Origin of the sequence: Natrialba sp. PRR66 (assembly GCF_034808065.1) — an archaeon.
In the GTDB taxonomy this organism is placed as follows: domain Archaea; phylum Halobacteriota; class Halobacteria; order Halobacteriales; family Natrialbaceae; genus Natrialba; species Natrialba aegyptia.
In genome coordinates this window covers 147150-171182 of sequence record NZ_JAXHGN010000003.1, presented here as the reverse complement: position 1 = coordinate 171182, position 24033 = coordinate 147150, and the positions used below count along the sequence as shown (strand labels likewise).

Annotated in this window: 23 protein-coding genes and 1 pseudogene; 11 read left to right on the top strand and 13 right to left on the bottom strand. The window is 64.7% G+C overall.

Annotated elements, in window-relative coordinates:
• The first annotated feature begins 191 nt into the window (after window positions 1-191).
• Window positions 192-554, top strand: coding sequence for a group 1 truncated hemoglobin (locus SM755_RS11300; protein ID WP_323172748.1), 363 nt, complete (start codon window positions 192-194; stop codon window positions 552-554).
• A 63-nt stretch (window positions 555-617) separates the two neighbouring features.
• Here the strand turns inward: SM755_RS11300 and SM755_RS11295 are convergent, their stop codons facing one another.
• The 4 genes from SM755_RS11295 to hemB all read right to left on the bottom strand — a co-directional run bounded on the left by SM755_RS11295 (window position 618) and on the right by hemB (window position 6136).
• Complete coding sequence (locus SM755_RS11295; protein ID WP_323172747.1) at window positions 618-1289, bottom strand: hypothetical protein; 672 nt, start codon at window positions 1287-1289, stop codon at window positions 618-620.
• A 60-nt stretch (window positions 1290-1349) separates the two neighbouring features.
• Entirely contained in the window at window positions 1350-2696 is a 1347-nt protein-coding gene (locus SM755_RS11290) for a glutamate-1-semialdehyde 2,1-aminomutase (RefSeq protein WP_323172746.1), read from the bottom strand.
• Between the two features lie 213 nt (window positions 2697-2909).
• On the bottom strand, window positions 2910-4625 hold the full coding sequence (locus SM755_RS11285; RefSeq protein ID WP_323172745.1) for an ammonium transporter: 1716 nt from the start codon (window positions 4623-4625) through the stop codon (window positions 2910-2912).
• A 506-nt stretch (window positions 4626-5131) separates the two neighbouring features.
• Complete coding sequence (hemB, locus tag SM755_RS11280; protein WP_323172744.1) at window positions 5132-6136, bottom strand: porphobilinogen synthase; 1005 nt, start codon at window positions 6134-6136, stop codon at window positions 5132-5134.
• Window positions 6137-6249: 113 nt separating this feature from the next.
• On the opposite strand from hemB, the gene SM755_RS11275 reads away from it, so the two are divergent.
• A complete protein-coding gene (locus SM755_RS11275) occupies window positions 6250-7776 on the top strand; it encodes a hypothetical protein (protein ID WP_323172743.1) in 1527 nt (508 codons plus the stop codon).
• Window positions 7777-7797: 21 nt separating this feature from the next.
• On the opposite strand, the pseudogene SM755_RS11270 reads toward SM755_RS11275, so the two are convergent.
• Window positions 7798-8936 (bottom strand): annotated as a pseudogene (locus SM755_RS11270) (asparaginase).
• 311 nt (window positions 8937-9247) lie between these two features.
• Between SM755_RS11270 and SM755_RS11265 the strand changes: the two are divergent.
• From SM755_RS11265 to SM755_RS11250, 4 genes are all read left to right on the top strand, one after another.
• Window positions 9248-10423, top strand: a complete 1176-nt coding sequence (locus tag SM755_RS11265; protein ID WP_323172742.1) for an MFS transporter — start codon at window positions 9248-9250, stop codon at window positions 10421-10423.
• 107 nt (window positions 10424-10530) lie between these two features.
• Entirely contained in the window at window positions 10531-10683 is a 153-nt protein-coding gene (locus tag SM755_RS11260) for a hypothetical protein (protein ID WP_006665313.1), read from the top strand.
• An 81-nt stretch (window positions 10684-10764) separates the two neighbouring features.
• Window positions 10765-11571 carry a helix-turn-helix domain-containing protein gene (locus SM755_RS11255; RefSeq protein WP_323172741.1) on the top strand — a complete coding sequence of 269 codons (807 nt, stop codon included), beginning with the start codon at window positions 10765-10767 and terminating at the stop codon, window positions 11569-11571.
• A gap of 113 nt (window positions 11572-11684) precedes the next feature.
• Window positions 11685-12008, top strand: coding sequence for a ferredoxin family protein (locus SM755_RS11250; protein ID WP_006665315.1), 324 nt, complete (start codon window positions 11685-11687; stop codon window positions 12006-12008).
• A gap of 47 nt (window positions 12009-12055) precedes the next feature.
• Here SM755_RS11250 and SM755_RS11245 read toward each other — a convergent pair whose 3' ends face one another.
• Both SM755_RS11245 and SM755_RS11240 read right to left on the bottom strand, forming a co-directional pair.
• The gene (locus tag SM755_RS11245; RefSeq protein WP_006665316.1) at window positions 12056-12220 is read right to left on the bottom strand and encodes a DUF6757 family protein; all 165 of its coding nucleotides are present in this window, start codon (window positions 12218-12220) and stop codon (window positions 12056-12058) included.
• 59 nt (window positions 12221-12279) lie between these two features.
• On the bottom strand, window positions 12280-13080 hold the full coding sequence (locus SM755_RS11240; RefSeq protein ID WP_323172740.1) for a PHP domain-containing protein: 801 nt from the start codon (window positions 13078-13080) through the stop codon (window positions 12280-12282).
• Between the two features lie 152 nt (window positions 13081-13232).
• Here SM755_RS11240 and SM755_RS11235 point away from each other — a divergent pair, with 152 nt between their 5' ends.
• Both SM755_RS11235 and SM755_RS11230 read left to right on the top strand, forming a co-directional pair.
• Window positions 13233-13520 (top strand): DUF2795 domain-containing protein, encoded by a 288-nt coding sequence (locus SM755_RS11235; RefSeq protein WP_323172739.1) that lies wholly within the window; start codon window positions 13233-13235, stop codon window positions 13518-13520.
• A gap of 163 nt (window positions 13521-13683) precedes the next feature.
• Window positions 13684-14109 (top strand): universal stress protein, encoded by a 426-nt coding sequence (locus SM755_RS11230; RefSeq protein WP_323172738.1) that lies wholly within the window; start codon window positions 13684-13686, stop codon window positions 14107-14109.
• 66 nt (window positions 14110-14175) lie between these two features.
• Here SM755_RS11230 and SM755_RS11225 read toward each other — a convergent pair whose 3' ends face one another.
• Together SM755_RS11225 and SM755_RS11220 are read right to left on the bottom strand one after the other, a co-directional pair.
• Window positions 14176-15246 (bottom strand): potassium channel family protein, encoded by a 1071-nt coding sequence (locus tag SM755_RS11225; RefSeq protein WP_323172737.1) that lies wholly within the window; start codon window positions 15244-15246, stop codon window positions 14176-14178.
• 208 nt (window positions 15247-15454) lie between these two features.
• Window positions 15455-16015 (bottom strand): TATA-box-binding protein, encoded by a 561-nt coding sequence (locus tag SM755_RS11220; RefSeq protein WP_005554970.1) that lies wholly within the window; start codon window positions 16013-16015, stop codon window positions 15455-15457.
• A gap of 168 nt (window positions 16016-16183) precedes the next feature.
• Here SM755_RS11220 and SM755_RS11215 point away from each other — a divergent pair, with 168 nt between their 5' ends.
• Window positions 16184-17254: a TIGR01177 family methyltransferase gene (locus SM755_RS11215; protein ID WP_323172736.1), complete on the top strand. Its 1071-nt coding sequence runs from the start codon at window positions 16184-16186 to the stop codon at window positions 17252-17254.
• A gap of 442 nt (window positions 17255-17696) precedes the next feature.
• Here SM755_RS11215 and SM755_RS11210 read toward each other — a convergent pair whose 3' ends face one another.
• The 3 genes from SM755_RS11210 to SM755_RS11200 form a co-directional block, all read right to left on the bottom strand.
• Window positions 17697-18134, bottom strand: a complete 438-nt coding sequence (locus SM755_RS11210) for an acyl-CoA thioesterase (RefSeq protein ID WP_323172735.1) — start codon at window positions 18132-18134, stop codon at window positions 17697-17699.
• Between the two features lie 194 nt (window positions 18135-18328).
• Window positions 18329-19333 carry an AAA family ATPase gene (locus SM755_RS11205; RefSeq protein ID WP_323172734.1) on the bottom strand — a complete coding sequence of 335 codons (1005 nt, stop codon included), beginning with the start codon at window positions 19331-19333 and terminating at the stop codon, window positions 18329-18331.
• A gap of 39 nt (window positions 19334-19372) precedes the next feature.
• Window positions 19373-20485 carry a CARDB domain-containing protein gene (locus SM755_RS11200; protein ID WP_323172733.1) on the bottom strand — a complete coding sequence of 371 codons (1113 nt, stop codon included), beginning with the start codon at window positions 20483-20485 and terminating at the stop codon, window positions 19373-19375.
• A gap of 162 nt (window positions 20486-20647) precedes the next feature.
• On the opposite strand from SM755_RS11200, the gene rnz reads away from it, so the two are divergent.
• A complete protein-coding gene (gene rnz, locus SM755_RS11195; RefSeq protein WP_323172732.1) occupies window positions 20648-21580 on the top strand; it encodes a ribonuclease Z in 933 nt (310 codons plus the stop codon).
• 124 nt (window positions 21581-21704) lie between these two features.
• Window positions 21705-23678: a DUF460 domain-containing protein gene (locus SM755_RS11190; protein ID WP_323172731.1), complete on the top strand. Its 1974-nt coding sequence runs from the start codon at window positions 21705-21707 to the stop codon at window positions 23676-23678.
• Window positions 23679-23713: 35 nt separating this feature from the next.
• On the opposite strand, the gene SM755_RS11185 is transcribed toward SM755_RS11190, so the two are convergent.
• Window positions 23714-23926, bottom strand: coding sequence for a hypothetical protein (locus SM755_RS11185; RefSeq protein WP_323172730.1), 213 nt, complete (start codon window positions 23924-23926; stop codon window positions 23714-23716).
• Window positions 23927-24033: the final 107 nt, after the last annotated feature.

The window sequence follows — 24033 nt, the reverse complement described above, 5'->3', positions numbered from 1 at the left end:
AAGCGCACGCTTGTCCGGCGCTGGCTACACTGTCCGGTTCCGGGGCCGTCGTCGGGGCTTGCCGAATCGTCACGAAGCTCGCGGGAAGTCGCGGAAGCCGGCCGAAACGGCCGATAACGGGTGAACTGACCAGGTTCGAATAACATGTTCGGGACGGGACTTATCATCAACCGTCGATAATATCGATTCAGATGACAGAGACGCTCTATACGCGCCTCGGTGGCGAGGACGCGCTGACCGCAGTCGTCGACCACTTTTACGATCGCGTTCTCGCCGACGAGCGCCTCGCCCCCTTCTTCGAGGATGTCGACATGCAACAACAGCGCGCCCACCAAGCGCAGTTTCTCAGCGCGGTCACGGGCGGCCCGGTCGAGTACACGGGCGCGGATATGGAGTCCGTGCACGCCGATCTCGACATCGGTCGGGCCGACTTCGACGCCATCGCGACGCATCTGGACGACACGCTGGCCGAGTTCGACGTCGACGAAGCCGACCGGGAGGCTGTCCTCGCGGAGTTCGGCAGTTACGAGGATGCGATCGTCACGGCCGATTGAGCCGTCTTCGCGCCCTGGCCGATTGCTCTGGGGGGTGGTGGGTGTGGATGCGGATGCGCCTTCTCACTCGCCCACTACCGCTCGGCGCTTGTACAGATAGTACCCCGCAAGGAGTGGTTGCAGCGGCGCGACGGGGAGGCTCAGAAACGCGAGCCCCAGATAGACCCCGGGGTTCGGCCGCCACGAGTTCGGCTGCGTGCAGACGTACGCCGCATCCCGGTGGATCGCGACCGGGAACGAACCGACGACGACCGTGCTCGCCAGCCCGATTGCAGCCGTGATCAGCCCCGGAATCGCGAGAACGTACGCGATGGCTGCGACGGCGGCTCCGAGGAGTGTCGCCACCAGCGAGCCCAGAACGAGGAGCCACCAGCCGGACCACCCCGGCGGCGTCCCGAAGTATCTGTGTCGCCGGGCCAGATAGACCACGCCCGCGACGGGGGCCCAGACGAGCGCGAAGAGCCCGTTGAGCCAGGGCCGGGGCCGCCAGTTGCCGCTCGCTTTCGGCCGCCGCCGAACGCGGCTCGCATCGCAGACGATCGCGACCGTAATTCCGATCGTGAGGACCGTATAGCCGGCGGTTCCGAGCAGGAACAGCACCTGATTGAGACCAGGAACCCCGAGTTCGAGGTCCTGTAGAACGCCGACGATACCGACCCCGGCGACGGGGGGAACGAGATACAGGAGGTGCTCCAGGATGCGCGCCCAGTCGCGGTCGGCTCGGGTCGTCGACACCTGCGATATCGAACCACGCCCCGCCCCATAACAGTTCGTCGTCGCGTCGCTGCGATCGACTTACAGCGCTTCCTTATACGCTTCGAGCGTGTCCTCGACGTCCGCCTCGATGTGCCCGTAGCTGACGAACTGACACTCGAACTGGTTCTGCGAGAGGAAGACGCCCTGCTCTTTCATCTGTCCCCAGAAGATGCGCCGCCAGCGGTCGGTCTCGGCGGCTTTCACGTCGCCCGCGTTCTTCGGACTGAACTCGTAGCGCGGGCAGTCGGGGTCCTGTCGGGAACCGGCCGGACACTGGCCGTCGAGTTCGTCTCGCCCCGGCCCTTCGCGGGTGAAGATGACTTTGAACATGCTGTCCGTGCCGGTGACGGTATAACTCGGGGCCTGGTCGGTGACGATGTCGGTGAGGCCGCTGCGAAGCTGTTCGCCCAGGTCGTTGACGTGTGCGTACACGTCGTTTTCGGCGGCGAACTGCAGCGTTTCGAGGCCGGCGGCCATCGTCACCGGGTGGCCGGAGAAGGTGCCGGCCTGGAAGACGTCGCCGGCGGGCGTGAAGTGCTCGATAATCTCGGCGCGGCCGCCGATCGCACCGACCGGGAAGCCGCCGCCGATGATCTTCCCGAAGGTGGTGAGATCTGGCGTGACGCCGAACTTACTCTGGGCACAGCCGAGGCCACCGACGCGGAAGCCGGTGATGACCTCGTCGAAGATGTGCAAGGCACCGTGCTCGGTCGTGATCTCGCGGACGAACTCGTGGTAGCCGTCTTCGGGGTAGACGATGCCGTGGTTGCCGAGGATCGGCTCGGTGAGAACGGCTGCGATGTCCTCGCCGTGTTCCTCGAAGACCTCGCGCATTGCGTCCTCGTCGTTGAACGGCACCGGGAGTGTGTGCTCGGCGAAGGCCTGCGGGATTCCCGCCGAAGAGGGAGCGCGGTCGTCGGCGTCGCCCTCGACAAGCGTCGACTCCTGGGCCCCGTGGTAGCCGCCCTGCATGACGACGATCTTGTTCCGGCCCGTATAGCCCCGCGCGAGTCGGACCGCAGAGGTCGTCGCCTCGGTTCCCGAGTTCACGAAGCGGATCTTCTCGACGCTCGGAACGTGGCGGACGACGAACTCGGCGAGGTCGACTTCGATTTCGGTGGGCGTGCCGTACATCGGGCCTTCGCTGGCTTTCTGCTGGATGCCGGCCTGGACGGATTCGGGGAGGTTGTGGCCGAGCAGCAGCGGGCCGAGACCCATGACCCAGTCGATGTAGCGGTTGCCGTCGGCGTCGATGACGTGGCCGCGGTCGCCTTTCTGGACGAAGAACGGATAGGGTTCGATCGCCGCACGAACGGCGGAGTTCACGCCGCCGGGCATCACGGAGAGCGCCCGGTCGTACAGCGCACGCGAGTTGTCGTCGGTCATGCGCGGGCCTAGGTAACGGAACGGCAAAGTAGTACCGAGGTTCGATTGACGGCTCCCGATTACGACGCCGTTGAACGATTGGTGAACGAAAACAGGCACCCCCGTGATGTCCTGGTCCCCGTGACATCTTGCCATCCGGAGACTGGCTGTCCGGTAGCCAGAGTGGTTCTGTCCTTCCCCCGAGTTCAGAACCAGGGCGTGTCGGTTGTCGGTTCAGACGGCGTCCGAACCGGTTTTGCCGGTGCGGATCTGGTAGGCGCTCTCGACGGGCGTCACGAAGATTTTCCCGTCGCCGGGTTCGCCGGTGTGTGCGCCTTCGCCGATCGCGTCGATGACGTCGTCGGCGGGGATGTCGGCGACGACGCACTCGATTTTGACCTTCTGGTGGAGGTCGACCGTGTACTCCTCGCCGCGCCACTGGCCCTTCTTTGCGGGCTGGGAGCCGCGACCGGAGACGTTGGTGACGGTCAGCGACGGTGCGCCCGCTTCGGCGAGCGCCTGTTTGACCTCGCCGAGGCGGTCGGGGCGGATGATCGCGGTGACCATCTTGATCTCGCCACCGTTTGGCTTGCCCCCGTCGGTCCGGATTTCTGGCTCAGCGTCGCCTGCACGCGCTGGGCTGCCGCCGTCGGTTCGAACGTCCGAGACGGTGCCGCTGCCGTCGGTGGCAACGTCCGGCTGGCCGAACTCGGGGTAGGTGTCGACGCCGTGTTCGGAGACGTCGAGGCCGTCGCGTTCGTGTTCGGGCGTGACGCGGGCCTGTCCGGCGGCTTTAAACACGAACCAGATCACGGCGGTCGCGGCGATCGTCCAGACGGCGATGATGGCGACGCCGGCGAACTGGGCGATGAACGCCTCGGTGCGGGTCGCGCCGAGATCCGCCATGTATCCCGACGTTGCGACGAGCGGGAACAGCAGCGTGCCGAGGACGCCCGCGGAGCCGTGAACGGGGAAGACCGCACAGACGTCGTCGATCTTCAGGTAGCCTTCGACGAATCCGAAGACGAGCGGGAGTTGCGCGCCGGCGAGACCGCCGACGAGGAACGCACCCCACCAGGTCGAGGCGTCCGGAATCGCGGTGATCCCGACCAGCCCGGCGAGCAGTCCGTTCGCAACGTATAGCGTGTCGACCTTCCCCGTCTTGAGCCACGCGACGAATCCCGCACCCATTGCGCCGCAGGCCATCGCGATCGTCGTCGTCATGGCGACGCGCCCGAGCTGCTCGCCGAGGAACGCGCCCTCCTCGGAGAAGATCGCCGACGTCCCGACGTTGAAGCCGTACCAGCCGAAGGCGAGGATCAACGTTCCGAGGACGGCGAACGTGAGTGAGTGACCGGGAATGACGTTTGCGGTGCCGTCACTGTTGTATCGGTCCATGCGCGGGCCGAGGATCCACGCGGCGGTGAGGCCGGCGATACCGCCCATGCCGTGGACGATCATCCCGCCTGCGAAGTCCGAGAACGGCGTGCCCGTGAGCGTCTCGATGTACCCGCCGGCCCAGGTGATCCCGGTGACGACCGGATAGATGACTGCGGCCAGCAGGAACGTGTAGGTGACGTACGCGCGGAGCTTCGCACGGCCGGCGACGGCTCCCGAGACGATGGTCGCCGCCGTCATCGCGAAGACGGCACCGTACAGCCAGTCGATCCACCCCGTCCCATCACCCGTGAACGCGGGCTCGAACCCTGCGCCGGCGACCGCGCTTTCGACGCCGATTCCGATGAGGAAAAACACCGTTACGCCGACGCTCCAGGTCAGCAAGTTCTTCGTCAACTGGTTTGCAACGTTCTTCGAGCGCACCTGCCCCGCCTCGAGCATGGCGAAGCCGGCGTGCATGAAGAAGATCAGGAACGTGACGACGAGAATCCACGTGTAGTTGATCGCCTCCATCAACGCACCGGGCTCGGTCTGGAGCACCATCGTCTCCATTATCCGCTCACCTCCACCTGCATACTACTATCCGGAATTTGTAGACATATGTCCACGCCCCATCCGATCGACTTCATGGTTATGTTCTTAATCACGTTTATCCTCGATGGACTGGCTCTATATAAGGATTAGCGTTGATACTTGTCCAAAAATCAGCGCATAATAGGAACAGCCGAACAAATCTAAAGGCAATTTAATGTGTATAAGGGTATTGGATTTTGTGCCTTTTTCGTTTCCCGGGTATCTATCCGGCGTTCGTGAACTCGAACTAACGGCGATCTGTAGCGTATCGTACCGAGGTGACGACAAAATGTGACACGACACCGCACGCGCGGCAGATGTTGCCGCCCGCTCGGCGAATGCGGACATCGGTTGGACGTTCGTCCGAATGGCGGTGTCTCACACTGGGTTTGCCGTCGACGCCCGTGCAGTACCGATCGAGTATCAGACCCAAATCCGACGATACGTCCGCAGCCGATGGAGTACCGGCCCGAAATGATCCCCGTTCAGCGCAGTTGTTCGGCGATGTCCTCGGCGAAGTAGGTAAGAATCAGATCCGCTCCGGCCCGCTTGATCGACAGCAGCGATTCGCGGGCGGTCTCCTCGAGATCGAGCCAGCCCTTCTCCGCCGCGGCGTGGAGCATCGCGTACTCCCCGGAGACGTTGTAGGCGGCAACCGGCTGCTCGAACTCGCGGCGAACGTCGGCGACGATGTCGAGGTACGGAAGCGCGGGTTTGACCAGTAGCACGTCCGCGCCCTGCTCGACGTCGAGTTCAACCTCGCGCATGGCTTCGCGGGCGTTGGCGGGGTCCATCTGGTAGTGGCGGCGGTCGCCGAAGGCAGGTGCCCCGTCGGCGGCGTCCCGAAACGGGCCGTAGAAGGCGCTTTCGTACTTCGCGGCGTAGCTCATGATCGGCACGTCGTCGAAGCCCTCGTCGTCGAGTTCATCTCGGATCGCGCCGACCATGCCGTCGGTCATGCTACTCGGCGCGACCATGTCTGCACCGGCCGCGGCGTGGGAGACGGCCGTTCGTCGGAGCGAGTCGAGTGTCGCGTCGTTGTCGACGGTCAACGACGGATCCTCGCGCGATCCAGTCTCGGTCTCACGGATACCGGGTTCGAGCGTTCCGCAGTGGCCGTGCTCGGTGTACTCGCACAGACACACGTCGGTGATGACGTAGGCGTCCGTCTCGGCGGTAATCCGTCGCGTCGCCTCCTGGACCACGCCGTCTTCGGCCCAGGCTCGCGTCCCCTTCGCATCCTTCGATTTCGGAATCCCGAACAGCATCACCGCCTCGACGCCGGTTTCGAGCACCTCCTCGACGCGAGCGACGCTGTCCTCGATCGGCACGCGCTCGTGGCCCGGCATCGACTCGATCGGCTGGCGCTCTTTCGTCGTCGCATCGACGAACACCGGCGCGATGAGATCCGTCGGCTCGAGGCTCGTCTCGCTGACGAGTTCGCGAACGCGATCCTGTCGCAGGCGTCGGGGGCGGTGAGTGAGATCCATATCGGCGCTAGTCACGGAACGGGCAAAAGCGGTGCGTTCGCGAGCGGTCCGGACGGTGAAAGACGGCTTTGAGCTATCCATATCTTTACGGCTATTCTCACGATAGTTGACGTATGTCCCGTTACCGCCGACGCTTCCTCCAGACACTCGCCGGTGGCAGCGTCCTGCTCGCCGGTTGCACTGAACTCGCCGCAGTCGGCGGTGATGCAGGTCGTTCGCCACCGCAGGGAGACGACACTTCCGATGGCAGTTCCGAGACGGACGAGTCCGACGAGCTAACCGAACAAGCCGACAGTAGAACCCTGGCAACGAACCCGACGGTCGTCGAGTTCGAGACGGCACCGCTAACTGCCGCGGTTACCGGTCGAGTGCGTACCGCTGACGGTCTCATGATGGCGCTCGATTTCGACGAGCCGGCAACCTCGTCGTCGCCGGCGACGCTCACGGCAATCATCGCGAATATGCGGTCCTATGAACAGACGTTCGAGCCGGATCGGCTGGTTGTTCTCGACGAGCCGGTAGCCAGTCGCTCGCCCGGTGACCGTGACGCGGTGTATCTCGCTCCAGCCGAAGCCCACCCACTCGCCGAAACGACGCCCGAGTACGACCGGGACGACGATGGCCGCTGGCGACTCACCAGCCCCAGCGGCGATTGGTTCCCCGAGACGATTACGCTCGAGGCCGACCAGCGCATCAGCGCTGAATACTACCTGCTCGGTCACCACCAGCCCGGAACACAACCCATCGAGGACCATCGCTATCGGTTCAATTACGGAGAGAACTCGTTCGAAATCGCCATTTGGCCGACTGAACAGCCGGGTCCGAACGGCGACTCGACGTTCGCCGGGACGACAGTCCCACCGCTTCCGGACCGAGACGACGTTCGATGGTTCCACGAGGCGACGCCCGAGACACCGGTATTTCTCGAGCCGAGTCGCGAGTTGGTCACGGCTCCGGCACGGATCGAGTTCAGCCTCGTCAATCACGCCCGCGAGCGACTGTCCGGAAATCCGTACCAGTGGCGGCTGTACAAGTTGGTTGACGGTGCGTGGCACCACATCGCGCCCTGGATGATTCCGCAACCGCTATCGCGGGTCACTCCGGGTGCTATCGACGACTCCGAACTCGTCGTCTACGCGGGTGAGCCGATCACGCACCAGGGTGAGCGGACGGTGGGCTTCCTCGGCGGTGGGCAGTATGCCTATACGGTCGGATATAGTGTCGACTCGGAAACTCACGCGGCACTCGTTGAACTCGATGCGCCCGATCTGCACGTCGATCCGGAGGCCGACGCGGTGGTCGACGATGCCCGCAGCGACGGGACGGAGCGGGTCGTCTGGCTGCCAAACTACGCGGACGCCCGTCGCCCGGCAACGGTTACCGTCAGTCGGGTCGGATCGCCGTCAGCCGGAGCAGCATCGACGGCCGACGCCCGCGTCATTTCTGAGCAGCTCCCCCGGCCGTCATTTCGAGCGTTTCGGAACTCACTGCCGCTGTTCGGGGACGATGTCGAACGAGTTCAGGTACGGACGGATCGCTCCACTGCGCTCCGCTGGTTCGACTTCGAAGCGGATACACCGCGCACGATCGCCTACGAGGGCGACCTGTTCGAAGCGACTGCATCGCTCGAGTCCACCTGAGAGACGAGCCAGTGTTGCGGCTCAATTGACCGACTCGATGCCGTCGAACGCGGCTGCGACCTGTTTTCGTAGCGCGTCCGTATTTGTTGTACTTGTATTTGTGTCCGCAGCTCCATCTGCATCCGTCTCCGCCGCCGACAGCACGAGTTCAGTTTTCACCCTGGCCTTCCACGGCGGAAGGTCGCCGCCGGAAATTGCACCGGCGTCGAGTAGCGTCCGCCCGCCGCCGGGGCCGCCGTACAGGCCGGCCGAACTCCCGGCGTGACAGCGGGAGGTGAGGACGACGGGGTAGCCGGCGTCGATCGCGGATTCGAGTGCGGCCCCGAGTTCGCCGGTCGCGTTGCCGAGTCCGGTGCCGGCGAGGACGAAGCCGTCGACGGTCCCGTCGTCGAGTGCGCGCTCGACCTGCGTGCCGTCGGCGCCCATCGCGTTCGTCCGAGTTCGACGCGCACGTCGGGGTCGATTCGCGCGCCGGTATCCGGAATCGCCGCGGCGTCGCTGTAGCTTCGCGGCTCGCGGAGCGTTCGCAGTCCGTTCGGCGTGCGCTCGGCGACCGGCCCCGCGGTGGGTGAGGCGAACGTTTCGAGCTTGCTCGTGTGGGATTTGCGGACCCAGCGGGCGGCGTGAACAGCGTCGTTGAACGCGAGATAGCTGCCGGATCGGAATCGGTCGTCGACGACCGTCTGAACGGCCGTGAGCAGATTTGCCGGACCGTCGGTGCCGGGCTGGTCGAACGGGCGCTGCGCGCCGGTGAACACGACCGGAACGTCGGCCGCCGAGACGAGGTCGAGGTAGTAGGCGGATTCGGCCATCGTGTCGGTGCCGTGGGTGACGACGACGCCGGTCACGCCGTCTTCTGCGGCGCGTTCGGCCGCATCGACGATCGCCGTCGCCTGCTCGGCGGTTATCTGGAATCCCGAGCGCTGACAGACCGTCTCGACGCTGACGGTCGCGTAGTCGGCCAGTTCGGGGACGCCGTCGACGAGTTCGTCGCCGGTACGGGTGGGCGTCTTTCCGCTCGTCTCGCTCTCGCCGGTGCTCGCGATGGTGCCGCCGGTGCTGAGGATTCTGACGTGCGGTCGGGTTTGTGACTGTGATTGTGATTTTACTTCTGACTGCGACCGTGACCGTGACCGCGACCGTGATCGTTCCGTCTCCATACCCCTCACCTCGCTCGCCATCGGGAAGGTTCTAGTCCAGCATGGGAGTGCCGTCGCGACGAACCACCCGTCTCACGTGGTGGGCGTCGTCACACCACTCCACGGCGGCGACTGCCGGGACCAGTATCCTCATCCGTACACGCCAGTGACGAACGGATGAACTCTCGGCGCGAGCGACCGGTCGGGACGCCGCGTTTCCGACCGCCGAGACACTACTCACCCCCGACGCGCTCGACAATGGCGACGACTCACCGACGACACGACCACGAGAGGCGACCGGCCGAATACGCGACGCGACGGCGAGATCACGAATGAGGCGCTGGCGGTACAGCGAAACCGTCCTCGCGCTGTCGACGCTCGCGTTCTTCGCGACGATGGTCGGCCGGCTGGCGATCAGCCCCGTCCTGCCGATGATCAAAGACGAGTTCGGCGTCTCGAACACGGTCGTCGGCATCGCGATGACGGGCATGTGGATGGCCTATTTCCTCTCGCAGTTCCCGAGCGGTATCTTCGCCGATCGGTATGGCGAGCGCCCGATCATCCTGATCGCCGTCGGCGGAACGGCGGTGACGAGTCTCTTCCTCGCGGTCGCCCCCGTTTTCGCCGTCTTTGTCTTCGGCACGGTCGCGCTCGGTGCCGTCGCCGGCCTCCACTACAGCGTCGCCACGACGTTGCTCACCCGGACCTACGACGAGATCGGGGCCGCGATCGGCATTCACAACAGCGGCGGTCCCGCCGCCGGACTCATCGCGCCGCCGATCGCCGGCTGGGTCGGCGTCACCTACGGCTGGCGGCCGGCCGTCGCCATCGCGGTTCCGGTCGCGATCCTGGTCTACGTGCTCTTCGCGCGATTCATCGAGCCGACCGCCCCCCGTCGACCCGACCAATCGATGCGCGACCGATTCGACCTCGGTGCCATGGCCGACCTCCTCTCGCGGCCGCAGATCGCGTTTCCGATCTGCCTCGCCATCGCCGCCGCGTTCGTCTGGCAGGCGACCTCCTCGTTTCTCCCCACGTTCCTCAGGCACCACCGGAACTACTCGACTGAACTCGCGAGCGTCGTCTTCGCCGGCTACTTCGTCGTCCAGGCGACGACGCAGGTCGGCGTCGGGGCGATTTCGGACCGCTACGGTCGCGATTTCGCCACGGCGGGCTGTATGCTCCTGGCGTCGGCCGGGTTCGCGCTGCTCGTCGTCGGTCCCGGCTTCACCGCCGTGGCCGTGGCCGTGCTCCTGATCGGCACCGGACTCGGTTGGGGGGCCGCCCTGCTGCCGCGGTTCATGGACGTGCTTTCGGACGCCGAACGCGGGGCCGGCTTCGGCCTCATCCGCACCGTCTACGGTTTCGTCGGCGCGCTCGGCTCGGTCGGCACCGGACTGGTAGCGGACCTCTTCAACTGGGGGGTTGCCTTCGGCGTGCTTGCGGGCCTGCTGGCGCTCGTGCTCTGTGCGCTCGTCGTCAACTGGGCGCTCTCGCTCGGATACTGACGCTGATGTCCGCCGCGTGTACGCTGTTGTTACGGCAGCAGTAACGACCGTCGTACTACTGCTAAAACGACAATCGGTTTATATTTCTTGCCGGCGAAACCCGCGTGATGACGGAATCAACGCGACAGAGAGGCGCAGCACGGTGTGAGGCCTGCGGCAAGGCACTCGCAGTCTGGGTAACCTCGACCCGCGAAATCTTCCCGATCGGCTCCGTCGACGGCTGTCCCTGCGGCGGGTCCTCGTTTCGGCTGCTCGGCTAACCGGATCGTTCTGCGGGCTCTTCTTGCGGACTCGTCCGCTGAAGGCCCGGGACTTTACTCGCTTCGAATCCTGTATCGCGTGTGTCCGCCGAGAAAGCCGAGGAAGCGATCAGCACGCTCGTTGAACTCGGGCTCACGGAGTACGAAGCGCGCTGTTTCGTCGCGCTCACGCGCCTTCCGAAAGGCACTGCCAAGGAGATCAGTCAGGTTGCAGACATCCCTCGATCGCGGGTATACGACACGATCGAACGACTCGATCGAAACGGATTGGTCGACGTTCAACAGACCGACCCCCGCGAGTACAAAGCCGTGTCCGTCGAAACGGCCTGTCGGCGGCTCCGAGAGGACTTCGATTCGCGGATCAGCGCCGCCGAGAACGCTCTCACGCAGGTCGAAGAGCCGGCGTCCCAGGAGGACGAGGGAATGTGGGCAATCTCCCAGCCCGAGCACGTCACCGATCGAATCGTCTCCTTCCTGGAGGAGGCCGCCGAGACGATCCACCTGGTCGTCGCCGACGCGTCGGTCGTCGACCGCCGAACTCGCAAGGGGCTGGTAGCGGCCGTCGATCGCGGCGTCGACGTTCACGTCGAGGTTCCAACTACGGACGACAGGGACGCCTTCGAGAGTTCGATTTCGACCGACGACATCGTCGTCGCGCCCGATCTGGAGACGACCGCTGCTGTCTACGACGAACGGCCGGGCCAACTCCTCGTCGTCGATGGTCGGTCGATAGTCGCAGTCGGGATCAAAGAGAGCGACCTTCCGGATGTCGTCCAGGAGACGGCGGTGTGGACCTACGGCAACGATCACGGCTTTGCGGCCTGGGTTCGAACGCTGCTCGACAACCGGCTCGAGCAGTACGCCGACGACCGGACGGATGGCGGATGAGGCCGAGCAAGAAATCCGAATCGTCAGTCCGGCGAACGGGCGGTCAACCGGTCACACCGCCGATACCGAGTCCGTGCTTTTAAGTACGCATCGGCCCTTTTCCTCTGCTAGCAATGGCCATCGATCCGCAGTTTCACGAAACCCGCGAGGAGGTCGACGACCACGAGGGCCACAGCGTCTGGGGTCCCGTCGACGAACCGGACGAACTCGGCATCCACGGGACACACGTCGCCGTCGACTTCGACCTCTGTATCGCCGACGGTGCCTGTCTCGAGGACTGTCCAGTCGATGTCTTCGAGTGGATCGACACGCCGGGTCATCCCGAAAGCGAGGAAAAAGCAGATCCCGCAAACGAGGCCCAGTGTATCGATTGTATGCTCTGCGTCGACGTCTGTCCGGTCGACGCGATCGATGTCGATGCCGGACGATCGGCCTGAATCGGCCACTACCAACCAGTCAACCAGTTAGACGCCTTCCCACGGCGTTACTCAGCGCGGTCCACGTCGACCTTCTCCTTTAAGTTCTCGAGGCCGTCGGCTTCGGCGAGTTCCTGTAACCGCTCGCGGAAGTGGTCCTCGCAGAGCCCGACTTTGAGGCCATCGGATTCGGCGGCGAAGGCGGCCTCGCGGTCACAGTAGTGGCAGTTCATACGGCTTCGTTGGAGACACGGAACATTGAACCCTCCGCTCCCGGCCAGGATTTACATTTTCACGCTGTCAGATTCAGCCGACTGAACTCGGCCTCGGAGAGCCCGGCGACGCCGAGCGTCTCTTCGTGGGCGTCGGTGCCGCCAGTCGCGAGGAGGTCGTACCGCTCGATGGCCCGCTCGACCGGCGTGCGATCCACCGATCGACCGTAGGGATACGCGAGTTCAACGGCGTCGAGTTCCGCGGCGTATTCCAGCGCGCCGTCCGGGTCGGGATAGCGAAGCGGGTGGGCGAGCGAGACGAGTTGTGCGGCGGCCGCGAGTATTCGGCGGCCCCCCTCGAACGACGGAACGTCGCGGGCGACGAAGCAGGGGCCGTCGTCGCCGATGAGGTGCTCGAAGGCGTCCTCGTAGTCGTAGTCGGTGTTCGGATTGGCGTCGACGGCGCGGGCGACGTGCGGGCGGCCGAAGCCGTCGGTGACGGTAACGTCGAGGTCGATATCGAGACGGTCTTCGACGCGGTCGACGATGGCCCGGCCGCGCTCGATGCGGTTCTCTTGGATACGAGCCGTCAGCGATTCGAGTTCAGCCGTGCGTTCGATACCGTAGGCTAAGAGATCGACGCGCTGGCCGCTTCCGTCGGTATCACCGGTCTCGTCGTCGAGTTCGACGCGGAGTTCGATGCCGTGGATGATGGTCACCCCGTCACGTTCCGAGAGGGGGGCATCGAACGGTTGGAGGCGGTCGTGATCCGTGACGGCGACGACCGAGACGTCCGCTCGACGGGCAGCCGCGGGGACGTCCGCCAGTTCGAGGCTGCCGTCGGAGCGGGTCGTGTGGACGTGCAGGTCGGCGTAGGGCATGGCTCATGCGAGCCGTCCCGGCGATAAAGACGTTTTCAGTGTCGGTTCGGTCGTGCGATGTCGACCCATTCTAGCTGTATTAGGTCTTGGGTGGCACTAGGAATCCATTATGGACAATGTTTATAATCATTGTTCACGGACAACTGGGTGTAATGCTTTCAAACGGCACCGCCGAGGTCATCAACGACCACGAGTACCCCGCGACGACCGAGGAACTGATCGAGGACTGTGGCGACCGCGTCCTCGAACTTCCGAACGGCTCCGAGACAGTCAGCGACGTACTCGCCCGCCTCGAGTCCGAAACCTTCGAATCGGCGGACGACGCTCATCTTGCCGTCTATTCGGCCATGAGCAACAAGGCCGTTGGCCGCGTCGGTTACAGCGACCGCGATCCGACGCCGGTCGGGAGTCCGTACTCGCCGGATGCCGTCTCGTTCTAGGGCTGCGGCACCCATCCGTTCGTTCGAGTTTTCGAAACCTTCGACAGCGCGTCCCTGATTCGGGCGACTGCAGTCTCTCCTCGTCCGGCCGATCGGCGTCTCGTCACCGGATTCGATCGCCGACGAACGGCAACGATTTAGCCACCGAGTGCTAACTAGACGCATGCCAGAACACGTCCTCGTTCCGATCGACCGGTCACAGCAATCCCGGTCGGCGCTCACGTTCGCCGTCGAGGAGTACCCGGACGCGACGATCACGCTCTTGCACGTCATCGACGTGGGTAACTTCTCCACGTACGGCACCGACGGAGCCATCTTCACGGACGAGTTCATCGATCAGCTCCGGGCGCACGGCACCGAACTGCTCGATGACGCCCGCAGCCAGGTTGCAGATCGCGACGTGACGATCGAGACCGAACTCGAGATCGGGACGCCGGCCCAGACGATTACCGAGTACATTTCGACGCACGATATCGACCACGTCGTCATGGGGAGCCACGGTCGACACGGCGTCAGCCGGGTGCTCCTCGGGAGCGTCGCCGAGACGGTGACGCGACGCTCGCCGGTCCCGGTGACGATCGTTCGGTGAGCCCGTTCCCGTTCCCGTTCGCGGCGGCGATCGGTCTCGAATATCTATCCCGATCGCCCCGTCCCATCACTTCGCCGGCGGCCACTCCCACGCATCGGCTCGAACGACGCCCAGTAGCTTTCGTCGACGCTCCGATAGCTCTTCGAGCGCGGCATCGAATTCCTCGTCGGAAACGGTCGGAACCCCCTCCTCGCGCAGCCGCTCGAGTTCGGGAGCGGGTGGCTCCTCCGCTGCGGGGTCGATAAATGCCGTGTCCAGCGTCTCGAGATAGCGATGGACGCTCGTGCGGGCGTCCTCGATCAGCGTCGGATTCGGCTGCTCTTCGTCGGGAATCCCGTGGCGAAAGAGCGTCAGCGAATCGTCCAGAATCGGGACGGCGACGGCGGAGGCCTGCGCGGCCTGGTCGCTGTGGTAGTAGTGCAAGATCGGGTAGGACTTGTGCTGCTCCGCAAGGAGGCTGAGTTGGGAGGCGAGCGATTCGAGCGGGAGATCGAGTCCGCTGAACGGGTTCTGCGCCTCGCTGGCTCGCCCACCATTCGGGTGGCGGCTGTCGATTTCGGAATCGTAATCGGAAGCGGCAGCGTCGCCGGTCCAACTCGTCCGCACGAACGCCTCGCTCCGCTCGCCCAGCCCGGTCACGTCGCTGGCGAACGCTCGTTTTTCCGAAACCGCACCGAGCACCGAGAGGACGTACGAGACGCCGAGCGTGACGAAGGCCATCCCCGTCGCCGTCGTGAACGAACTGACGAGTTCCCAGACTGAACTCGTCGGCGTGTAGTCGCCGTTCCCACTGGTGAACATCGTGTAGGCGACGTAGTAGAGCCGTCCGGCCCAGGTTGCGGGGTCGCCGGTCTGGCTGTCGACGAGGGCTGTCGTGCCGCCGGCAAAGAGGAGCGTCCAGCCGAGCCAGATGAGTCCGATCCACATCGCGAGGGTGAGCGCGAGGATGATCGGGCCGGCGAGGCTGAGCGCGCGGGGGTGGTCGCCGGTGGCACGTCGAAGGCCGTGCCAGACGCCGGTCGTGAGCCGACCGGACAGTGGGCCGGAACCCCCGTCGACCCAGAGCGTCGTCCAGAGTAAGTCGATGATGACGGCGGCCAGTACGATGATTCCGGCGAGGAGAAACGGCGGGTACATAGATTCGTCACACCACTACGAGATGGTGGACCGTCAACGATGGGCCAGCGACGGACGACAGCGGGCGATCGACAGTGAGGAGTGACAGAGTAAGGTGGAGTGATGAGACCGGTGAAAAACGAGGGATGGGCGACGAAACGAAAACGGGGGCGATAGCGGCAGCGTCGACACTCGAACCGTCGGCGTCGGAAACGAAAGTCGAGTCGCGTTACTCGAGCAGGCCGAGATCCTCGAGTCGGGAGACGATCTTGTCGACCGCGTGTTCGGCGTCTTTCGGCTTCTTGCCGCCGGTAATGACGAGCTTGCCCGAACCGAAAAGCAGTGCGACGACTTCGGGTTCATCGAGGCGGTAGACGAGACCGGGGAACTGCTCCGGTTCGTACTCGATGTTTTCGAGTCCTAGGCCGATTGCGATCGCGTTCAGGTTGAGGTTCCGTCCGAGGTCGGCCGAGGTGACGATGTTCTGGACGACGATCTCGGGGTCTTCGTTGACCTGAATCTGGAGTTCACGGAGCTTATCGAAGACGATACGAAGGCTCTCGTGGACGTCGTCGGTACTCTTTGCCCCGGTGCAGACGATCTTCCCCGAACGGAAGATCAGCGCTGCGGACTTCGGATTCTGCGTCCGGTAGACGAGCCCGGGAAACTGTTCTGGGTCGTAGTCGGCCCCCTCGAGGTCCATCGCGACGCTCTGGAGGTCGAGTTCCTGTCCGATGCCGGTCGACGCCACCACGTTTTCGATGTTGATGGTGTCCTTCGGATCCGTCATAAGTCGCTTAAAAAGACGTATTTAAGGTTTATAAAGCTTGGTACCGGCACCTGATATATCCGGTTCATTCAGTACGGGGCGGTCGTGACCGGTACTCGAGGCGAAGCCGACGCCGGCCGTGCCACTGAAAACGGTAGGCTCATACTCGGCCCGCGGTGACGACTCATCGTGTACTTCCTCGAGTTCGGCGGCGAGGACGACGCCTTTGCGGCCCGCGAGGCTCGTAGCGCCGCGAGCGACGTGCGACGGATCGCGCCCGGACTCGGTGTCGCGCGCGGCATCGCGTCCGAACGGGTCCGCGGACTGGCCTACACCCACCGCGCGAGCGAGTTACTGGGTCGAACCGACGCTGACCTCGAAAGCGCCCGCGCGCTGCTCGACGCGGCGACGCTCGATCGCGAGCCGCCGGGAACCGTCGCCGTCCGCGCGACGGACGTACACGGCTCGATCGGCATCAGCACTGCGCGCGCCGAACGTGAACTCGGGCAGGTATTGGTCGATCGCGGGTTCGACGTCGATCTCGACGACCCGGATCACCTCCTGCGAGCCGTGTTTTCGACCGCGTCCGCAGACGGGTCGACGGCGGGGGACGGTGACGGGGGGAAAGCGGCAGACTCAGACCGGAGCTCCGTCTGTGCCCTCGGTTGGCTCGCCGCCGAGAGCGTCCGCGACTTCGGCACTCGCGCCCCGACGGACAAGCCGTTCTTCCAGCCCGGCAGTATGGACCCGCTGCTCGCTCGCGCGGTCGCGAACATCGCCGGCGCGCGCCCCGGCCGCACTCTCTTGGATCCGATGTGTGGCACCGGCGGCGTCCTCGTGGAAGCCGGCCTCGTCGGCGCGGACGTGATCGGCACCGACGCGCAGGCGAAGATGGCCCAGGGCGCACGAGAGAACCTGACCGCCTTTCTCGATCGCGACGAGGCCTCGCCCATCGGCGTCGAGCGCGGCACCTGGCACGTCGGCCGCGGCGACGGCACGCGCCTGCCGCTCGCCGACGACGCCGTCGACAGCGTGATCTTCGACGCGCCCTACGGCCGCCAGTCGAAGATCGACACTCATCGACTCGAGGATCTCGTCGCCGGCGCGCTCGCCGAGGCCCGTCGCGTCGCCTCGCGGGCCGTCGTCGTCGCCGATCGATCCTGGGAGCAGGAAGCGCGGGACGCTGGCTGGGAACTCGAGGCGACTTTCGAGCGACGAGTTCACCGATCGTTGACGCGGTACGTGCTGGTGCTCCAATAGACTATCCAAATGCTCGCTGGGCGGCTATCGACACGACAGAAGCGGTGGCTCGTCGCCGGAGCCGTGCCCGTCATCTCCGGGGGTCCGATTATCGATGCTCTTCTCGCCGGCCGGCTTCCCGCACTCGAGCACCTTCTCACCGCTGGTGTGGTGACTATATCCTTTATGATATATCTCTGTTGGCCGTCGATCTCCGCCGACAATCGCGCGGCTGGGGTCACATTGCTTGTAGCCGGCCTCGGAATTGTGTGGGTGAGCAAGACCGGACTCGGAACGCGGCCAGGACGAAATGCGCTCGGTGGTGTCCTTCTCGTTCTCTACGGCGTGATGCTGCTCGTTCGTCCCGGGTTGTTCGAGCGCATAACCTCTTCTGAATCGTGATTGCCGTGGATTCGGGAGTCGCTCGTAGCCGAGCGTTTGGGCACGTGCAACGCCCCCTCCGTCAGTAATCCGCCGCGAGCGCTCGCTCGCGGAGTTGCTCGCCCTCGTCCGTTTCGACGCCGAGTTCAGGTACTGGGATGGGAGTCCCGTCGTCGTCGATCGCGACGAAGGTAAACGACGACTCGGTCGTCTTTTCTGTCTCGCCGGTTCGCGGATTCTCGCGCCAGGCCCGCAACGCGACGTGGACGCTCGTTCGCCCCGCATCGTAGACGTACGCTTCGACCAGCGCCGTGTCGCCGATCTGGACCGGCCGCTCGAACGAGAGACTGTCGACCCGCGCGGTGACGCAGGTTTCGCCGGCAAAGCGCATCGCCGCCATCCCGCCGACCTCGTCGAGCCACTTCATCAGATTACCGCCGTGGAGCGTGCCGTTGCTGTTTGCGTGGTTTGGCTGGACGGGAAAGCGATTCTGAATATGCGTTTCGCGAACCGTTGGCATACCGGCCCTTCGCCCGACGGGGTGAAGAAATTTGCTTCGATCGGCCGCCTCACGAGGCACCCTCGTCGCCCGGCGAGCACGAACTCGGGACGCGTTCGTTACGCTGTCGGCCATCATACGGACTGCTGTAAGTCATTTCCGGCGCAACCGCGCCCGTCCTGCGGTTAGCCGGTAAATCGTTACAGCAGACCGTATCAGGCGTCCCGCCCGAGTTCAGCCAGCAGGTGCGAGACGTGGATGCGATCGCTCGTGCCTTCGTGCATCTCGAACTCGATATCCGCGGCCAGGCGGTGTACCCGGGCCAGTTTCGCCCCTTGATAGCGCTTGCGTGCGAGTTCCAGAACGGAGTCGAGAACTTCCTCGCCGTCTAATCCCTCGTCGACGAGCAGGTCGTCCAGCGTCTTTCGCGCGTCGCTGAACTCGCCGGCTTCCGCGTCGTCGAGCATGGATTCGATCTCGTCGTCTAACCCGACTTCGCCGATCGTCTCGTAGGCCGCCTGCATCGTGAGTTCACCGTCGTCCTCGACGGTCGTCTGCGCCGCCAGAATGGCCTGCCGAAGGTTGCCGTCGGCGTAGCCGGCGACGAACTCGAGGCCGTCGTCGTCGTATTCGACGGCTTCGGCCTCGACGATACGTTCGAGGACGGTGACGATTTCGGCGGTCGTCGGCGAGCGAAAGGAGACGGGAAAACACCGCGACCGGATCGGCGGAATGAGCTTCGTCGGCTGGCGAGTCGCGACGATGAACTGCGTCGTTCGGTGGTGTTGTTCCATGATCCGGCGCAGGGCCTGCTGGAAGTCCTCGCGGACGTCCTCGGCGTTGTCGAGCAGGATCGTCTTGTACTCTCCCGAGACGGAGGCGTAGCTCGCGGATTCTTTGAGAACGCGATTGATCATGTCGCGTTTGGACATCGAGGAGCGGCCGACGAGGAACTGCGAGAATCGCGGGTCGTTCTTGATTTCGGTCTTTGTCCGACCGAAGAAGTCGGCGACGTTGATCTCGACCAGATCGTTGTCCGGGTCCGCATGCGCTTCGCGGGCGAGTGCGCGCGCCGCCGCAGTCTTACCGCTTCCGGGCGGCCCCTGCAACAGGAGGTTGATCGGCTCGTCGACGGCCCGCTCTAGGTACTCGCGGGCGTCGTCCTGTGGCAACTCGGCCAACTCGGGCGCGTACGTGTCGGTCCACAGCGGCGCGTCCATCGACGGGTGCTATGGTCGGAACGGGTAAGAATCGGTCGATTACTCCGCGTCAGTCGTCGGCCCGCCTGGTGTCGTTCCAATCGTGAACGTCGTCTCGATTCGATCGCCGTCCTCCTCGTACGGCGATGCCGATTCGGGTGTGTCGGGATCTCCCTCGTAGACGACGGCGGTGAGGTCGGTGTTCTCGTCGACAGAGACGTTTTCTGGGACCGAGATGCGGACCTCCTCGTGCTCGCCGGAGTCGAGTTCATCGCTCGTGGCGAGTATCTCGCCGCTGTCGTTTTCGACGGCGACGAATCCCTCGGCGGGCGTCGCGACATCGGTGATGATGCGGTCCGTGGTCGCGTTCGTCACCTCGATACCGGGATCGGTGTGGAACTCGAACTCGACGAGTTCGACTGTGCCGTCGCGGTTCGTTTGGACGCTGAGGGGGTGCTCGCCCGGCGGCGTGCCGCGGGTGTCGACCTCGAAGGTGAGTTCGGTTGTCTCGCCGCCGTCAAGATCGACGGACTGCCACTCGACGAGTTGGCCGTCGAGCCGAAGTTCGACGTTCTGTTGGGCGCGGATGTCGGTCGGATTCCGCACGGTGACGGTGACGTTCATCGTCTCGTTCGTCGTCGCGGTGTCCGGAACGTCGAGCGAGTCGATGACGAACGAATCGCCGAGCGCGTCGTCAGTCTCGTCTGCGGTGACCGTCGCGGTGGCGCTGACCGGATAGCCGGCGTCGAGATATGGACGGTCTTCCTCGCCGTCGCTCTCCCCGTAGGTGTACGTTTCGTCGTCGTCGGTATCCTGATGGACCGTCGCGGTGAGTCGCCCGAGCAGTTCGCGGTCGGCATCGTCGGCTAGTTCGACCGTGACGTTCTCGTGGGTGCCCGCTTCGAGCGGTTCGGAGACCGCGATCGATTCCGACCCGTCACTGTTGGCGGTAATGACGACGAACCCGCCGTCAGACAGGCTCACCTCGTCGATCGTGACCGCCGTTCCGTTGCCCTGTTGATCCGTGAACTCGATCGATGCCTCGGGGTCTTCCTCGATCCCGAAGAGGGTGGGTGCCTGCCCGACGACGATTCCGGCGGCCAGGACGATCATGATCGCGATCAGGATGGCGACGACGCGTTTGATAGTACCGAAAGTCGATCTCGAACTCATTGGGTTGGGGGTGGATAGCGACCGGGGATACGGACTCGAATGACGTAAAACGCGCCGTCCGTTCACGGGTTTCGAGTCACTTCGAACCGATCTGCGTCGGGTTGTCGCGCCGGGTCACGATTCGAAGCCGGTTTAGCCGCGGCCCGCCCAACACCCTACCAGATGCCACTACGCGTGACGTTTCTGGGGACGGCCGGCGCGATTCCGACGACCGAACGGAATCCGAGCAGTATCCACGTCTCCCGCAAGGGTGAGGAACTGCTGTTCGACGCCGGTGAGGGAACCCAGCGACAGATGATGCGCTTTGGAACCGGGTTTTCCGTCTCGCAGCTGTTCGTCACGCACCTCCACGGCGATCACGTCCTCGGAATTCCGGGACTCCTCCAGACGATGGCCTTCAACGACCGCGAAAAACCCCTGGCGATTCACACTCCTCACGGGACGCGCCGCCAGCTCAAGGGACTGGTCAACGCCCTCAACAATCGCCCCTCGTTTCCGGTGCGTATCAGTGAAGTCGGCGATGGCGACGTCGCCTACCGCGCCGACGAGTTCGAGATCCGAGCCTTCGGTACCGACCACGACACGAACTCGGTCGGCTACGCGCTCGTCGAGGACGACCGTAAAGGCCGCTTCGACCGCGAACGCGCCGAAGAACTGGGTGTCCCCGCCGGCCCGATGTTCTCGCGACTCCACGAGGGTGAGACGGTCGAACTCGAGGACGGCACCGTCGTCAAATCCGAGCAGGTCGTCGGCGAGCCCCGACCCGGTCGCACGATCGTCTACACGGGCGATACGCGTCCCACCGCGGCGACGGTCGAGGTCGCGGACGAGCCCGACCTGCTGATCCACGACGCCACGTTCGCCGCGGACCGCGCGGACCGCGCCGCCAAAACCGCCCACTCGACGGCGCGCCAGGCAGCCGAACTCGCGAGTCGCGCCGGTGCGGACCGACTCGCGCTCATGCACCTCTCCTCGCGTTACGCAGGCCATACCGGCGACCACCTCGCGGAGGCACGCGAGGTGTTCGACGGCGAGGTGTTCGTTCCCGCTGATGGAGATGAACTCGAGATTCCGTACCCAAACGCGCCCGAGTGACGACGGACCGTTCCGATACCCGCGAAAGAAACCCTCGACATCGCTCGCGGCGAGTGTTTCACTGGTTCTCAGCAGCGCTTACAGCCGCGCCGGATTTATACTCGACTCGCCCCTATCCCCCGTCGTGAGTACGCGAACGAGTGCGCTCGATGCAGTCGTCTTCGGGATCGACATCCAGAGCGGCGACGTGCGCGGCGACGCACCGTCGTACGCGCTGGTCGAGTTCGACGGCGAAACCGTCGCTCGGGACGTCGTTTCCCACCGCAAACTCAGGCGGCTGATCGACGACGAGGAGCCGGCGATCGTCGCGACGGACAACATGTACGAGCTGGCCGCCGACAAGGACCAGCTCATCCACCTGCTCGGCTCGTTGCCGACCGGGACGAAACTGGTGCAAGTGACGGGAGCCGAACAGCCCGAGCCGCTCTCTCGCGTTGCGAAACGCCACGGCATCCCCTACGGCAAGGAACCGATGAAAGAGGCCGAGGCCGCCGCCCGCCTCGCCGCCCACAACGTCGGCCACGAGGTCTCCGCCTTTACCGACACCACGACCGTCAAAGTCTCACGCGGCCGGTCGACCGGAAGCGGCGGCTGGAGCGAGGACCGCTACACCCGCCGCATCCACGGGGCCGTCAAGCGCCGCGCCCGCGAGGTCGAATCCGAACTCGAGGACGCGAACCTCGCCTACGAGACGGATATTCGCGAGGCCTACGGCGGCTATGCGAACGCCGTGTTCACTGTCGAGGCGCGACCGAGCGACATCCCCGTTTCCAGCGCCCGCTCTGGCGACGTCCGGGTCGAAATCGAGCGCGAGCGCCATGATGGGATCGAGTTCAGGCCACTGGCAAAGCGCCGGGATCACGTCATCGTCGGGATCGATCCGGGAACGACGACTGCGGTCGCCATCGTGGGACTGGAGGGTGAGGTGCTGGACGTCTGGAGTTCGCGCACGAGCGACACTGCCGACGTGATCGAGTGGATCGTCGAGCGCGGGCGACCGATCGTCGTCGCGGCGGACGTGACGCCGATGCCCGAAACGGTCGAGAAGTTTCGCCGGAGTTTCGACGCCGCGGGCTGGACGCCGGAGTCGGATCTGCCGATCGACGAGAAGCAACATCGAACGCGCGAGCAGCCCTACGACGACGATCACCAGCGCGACGCGATGGCGGCCGCCCTGTACGCCGCCGACGCCCACGAGGGCCAGTTCGAGCGCATCGCCGACAAACTCCCGCCGGGGATCGACCGCGGCGAAGTGATCGCCCGCGTCGTCGCCGGCGAGGAGAGCGTCGAAGCCGTCCTCGCGGATCTCGAAGACGACGACGGTGCGGACGAGGCGGCGACCGAGCACGAACCCCGTGAACTGACCGAGGACGAACGGCGGATCAAGGACCTAGAACGGCAGGTCGACCGCCTCCAGTCACACGTCGAAACGCTCGAAGGGCGGCTCGAAGAGCGCGAGGATCGCATCGACGAACTCGAGGACGAACTGAGCGGTGCGCGACGGACGGAACGCAAGGAAGTCCGCCAAAACCGCGAGGTGACACGACACCGCCGCAAAGCCGAGCGACTCGAGTACGAACGCGACGAGGCCCGTGACCGCGTCGACGAACTCGAGGATAAGGTCGAACGGATGAAAGCCCTCTGGAAACTCGATCACTCGAATTTCAGCGACGTGTCCGCCGAGAAAGAGGGGCTGGCTCCCGTCAAAGTCGTCGAGAAGTTCACCAAGGGAGCGATCCGCGAGGCCGACGACCAGTACGGCATCGCGATCGACGACGTGGTCTACCTCCGTGACGCGAGCGGTGCCGGGCGCTCGACGGCCGAACTCCTCGCCGAGTTCGAGCCGCGGGTAATCCTCAAAGACGGCGGGCTCTCGGAGGTCGCCGACGAGATCCTCTTCGACAACGAGATCCCCGTCGGTCCGGCGGGCGACGTGGCCATGCAGGAAGTCGATGAACTCGCCGTTGCGCGCGAGGAAGACATCGAGGCCGTGATCGACGACTGGCACGACCGGGCCCGCGAACGCCGGCGGGATCGGAAGGCGGCGATGGTGGATCAGCTCATCAGCGAACACCGTGCGGGCGACAACGAAGTCTAACGACCCGCGCTATCTGCACTGTTACGCTGAACTCGTTACTCGACGGATTCGACCGGTGAGAGTACCTGTGGCACGTCCTCGAGTTCGACTTCCTCGCTGAGATCGTCGACCTTGTTGACCGGACCGTTGATGAACAGGGCGCGGTTGATGAACGCGATGGCGACGAGCCCGAGCCCGATGATGGCAGCAGGGATCGGGGATGGAATAGGGGTTGCAAGGCCGAGAATCGCGCCGCTTCCGGGACTCACGCCGATCGCGAGCAAGATGAACTCGTAGTCCTAGAGTGTGTATCTCATACGAGTTCTAGGCGGTGTGACGACGAAACATTCGGAGAATGATATTTCCGTTCGAGCGG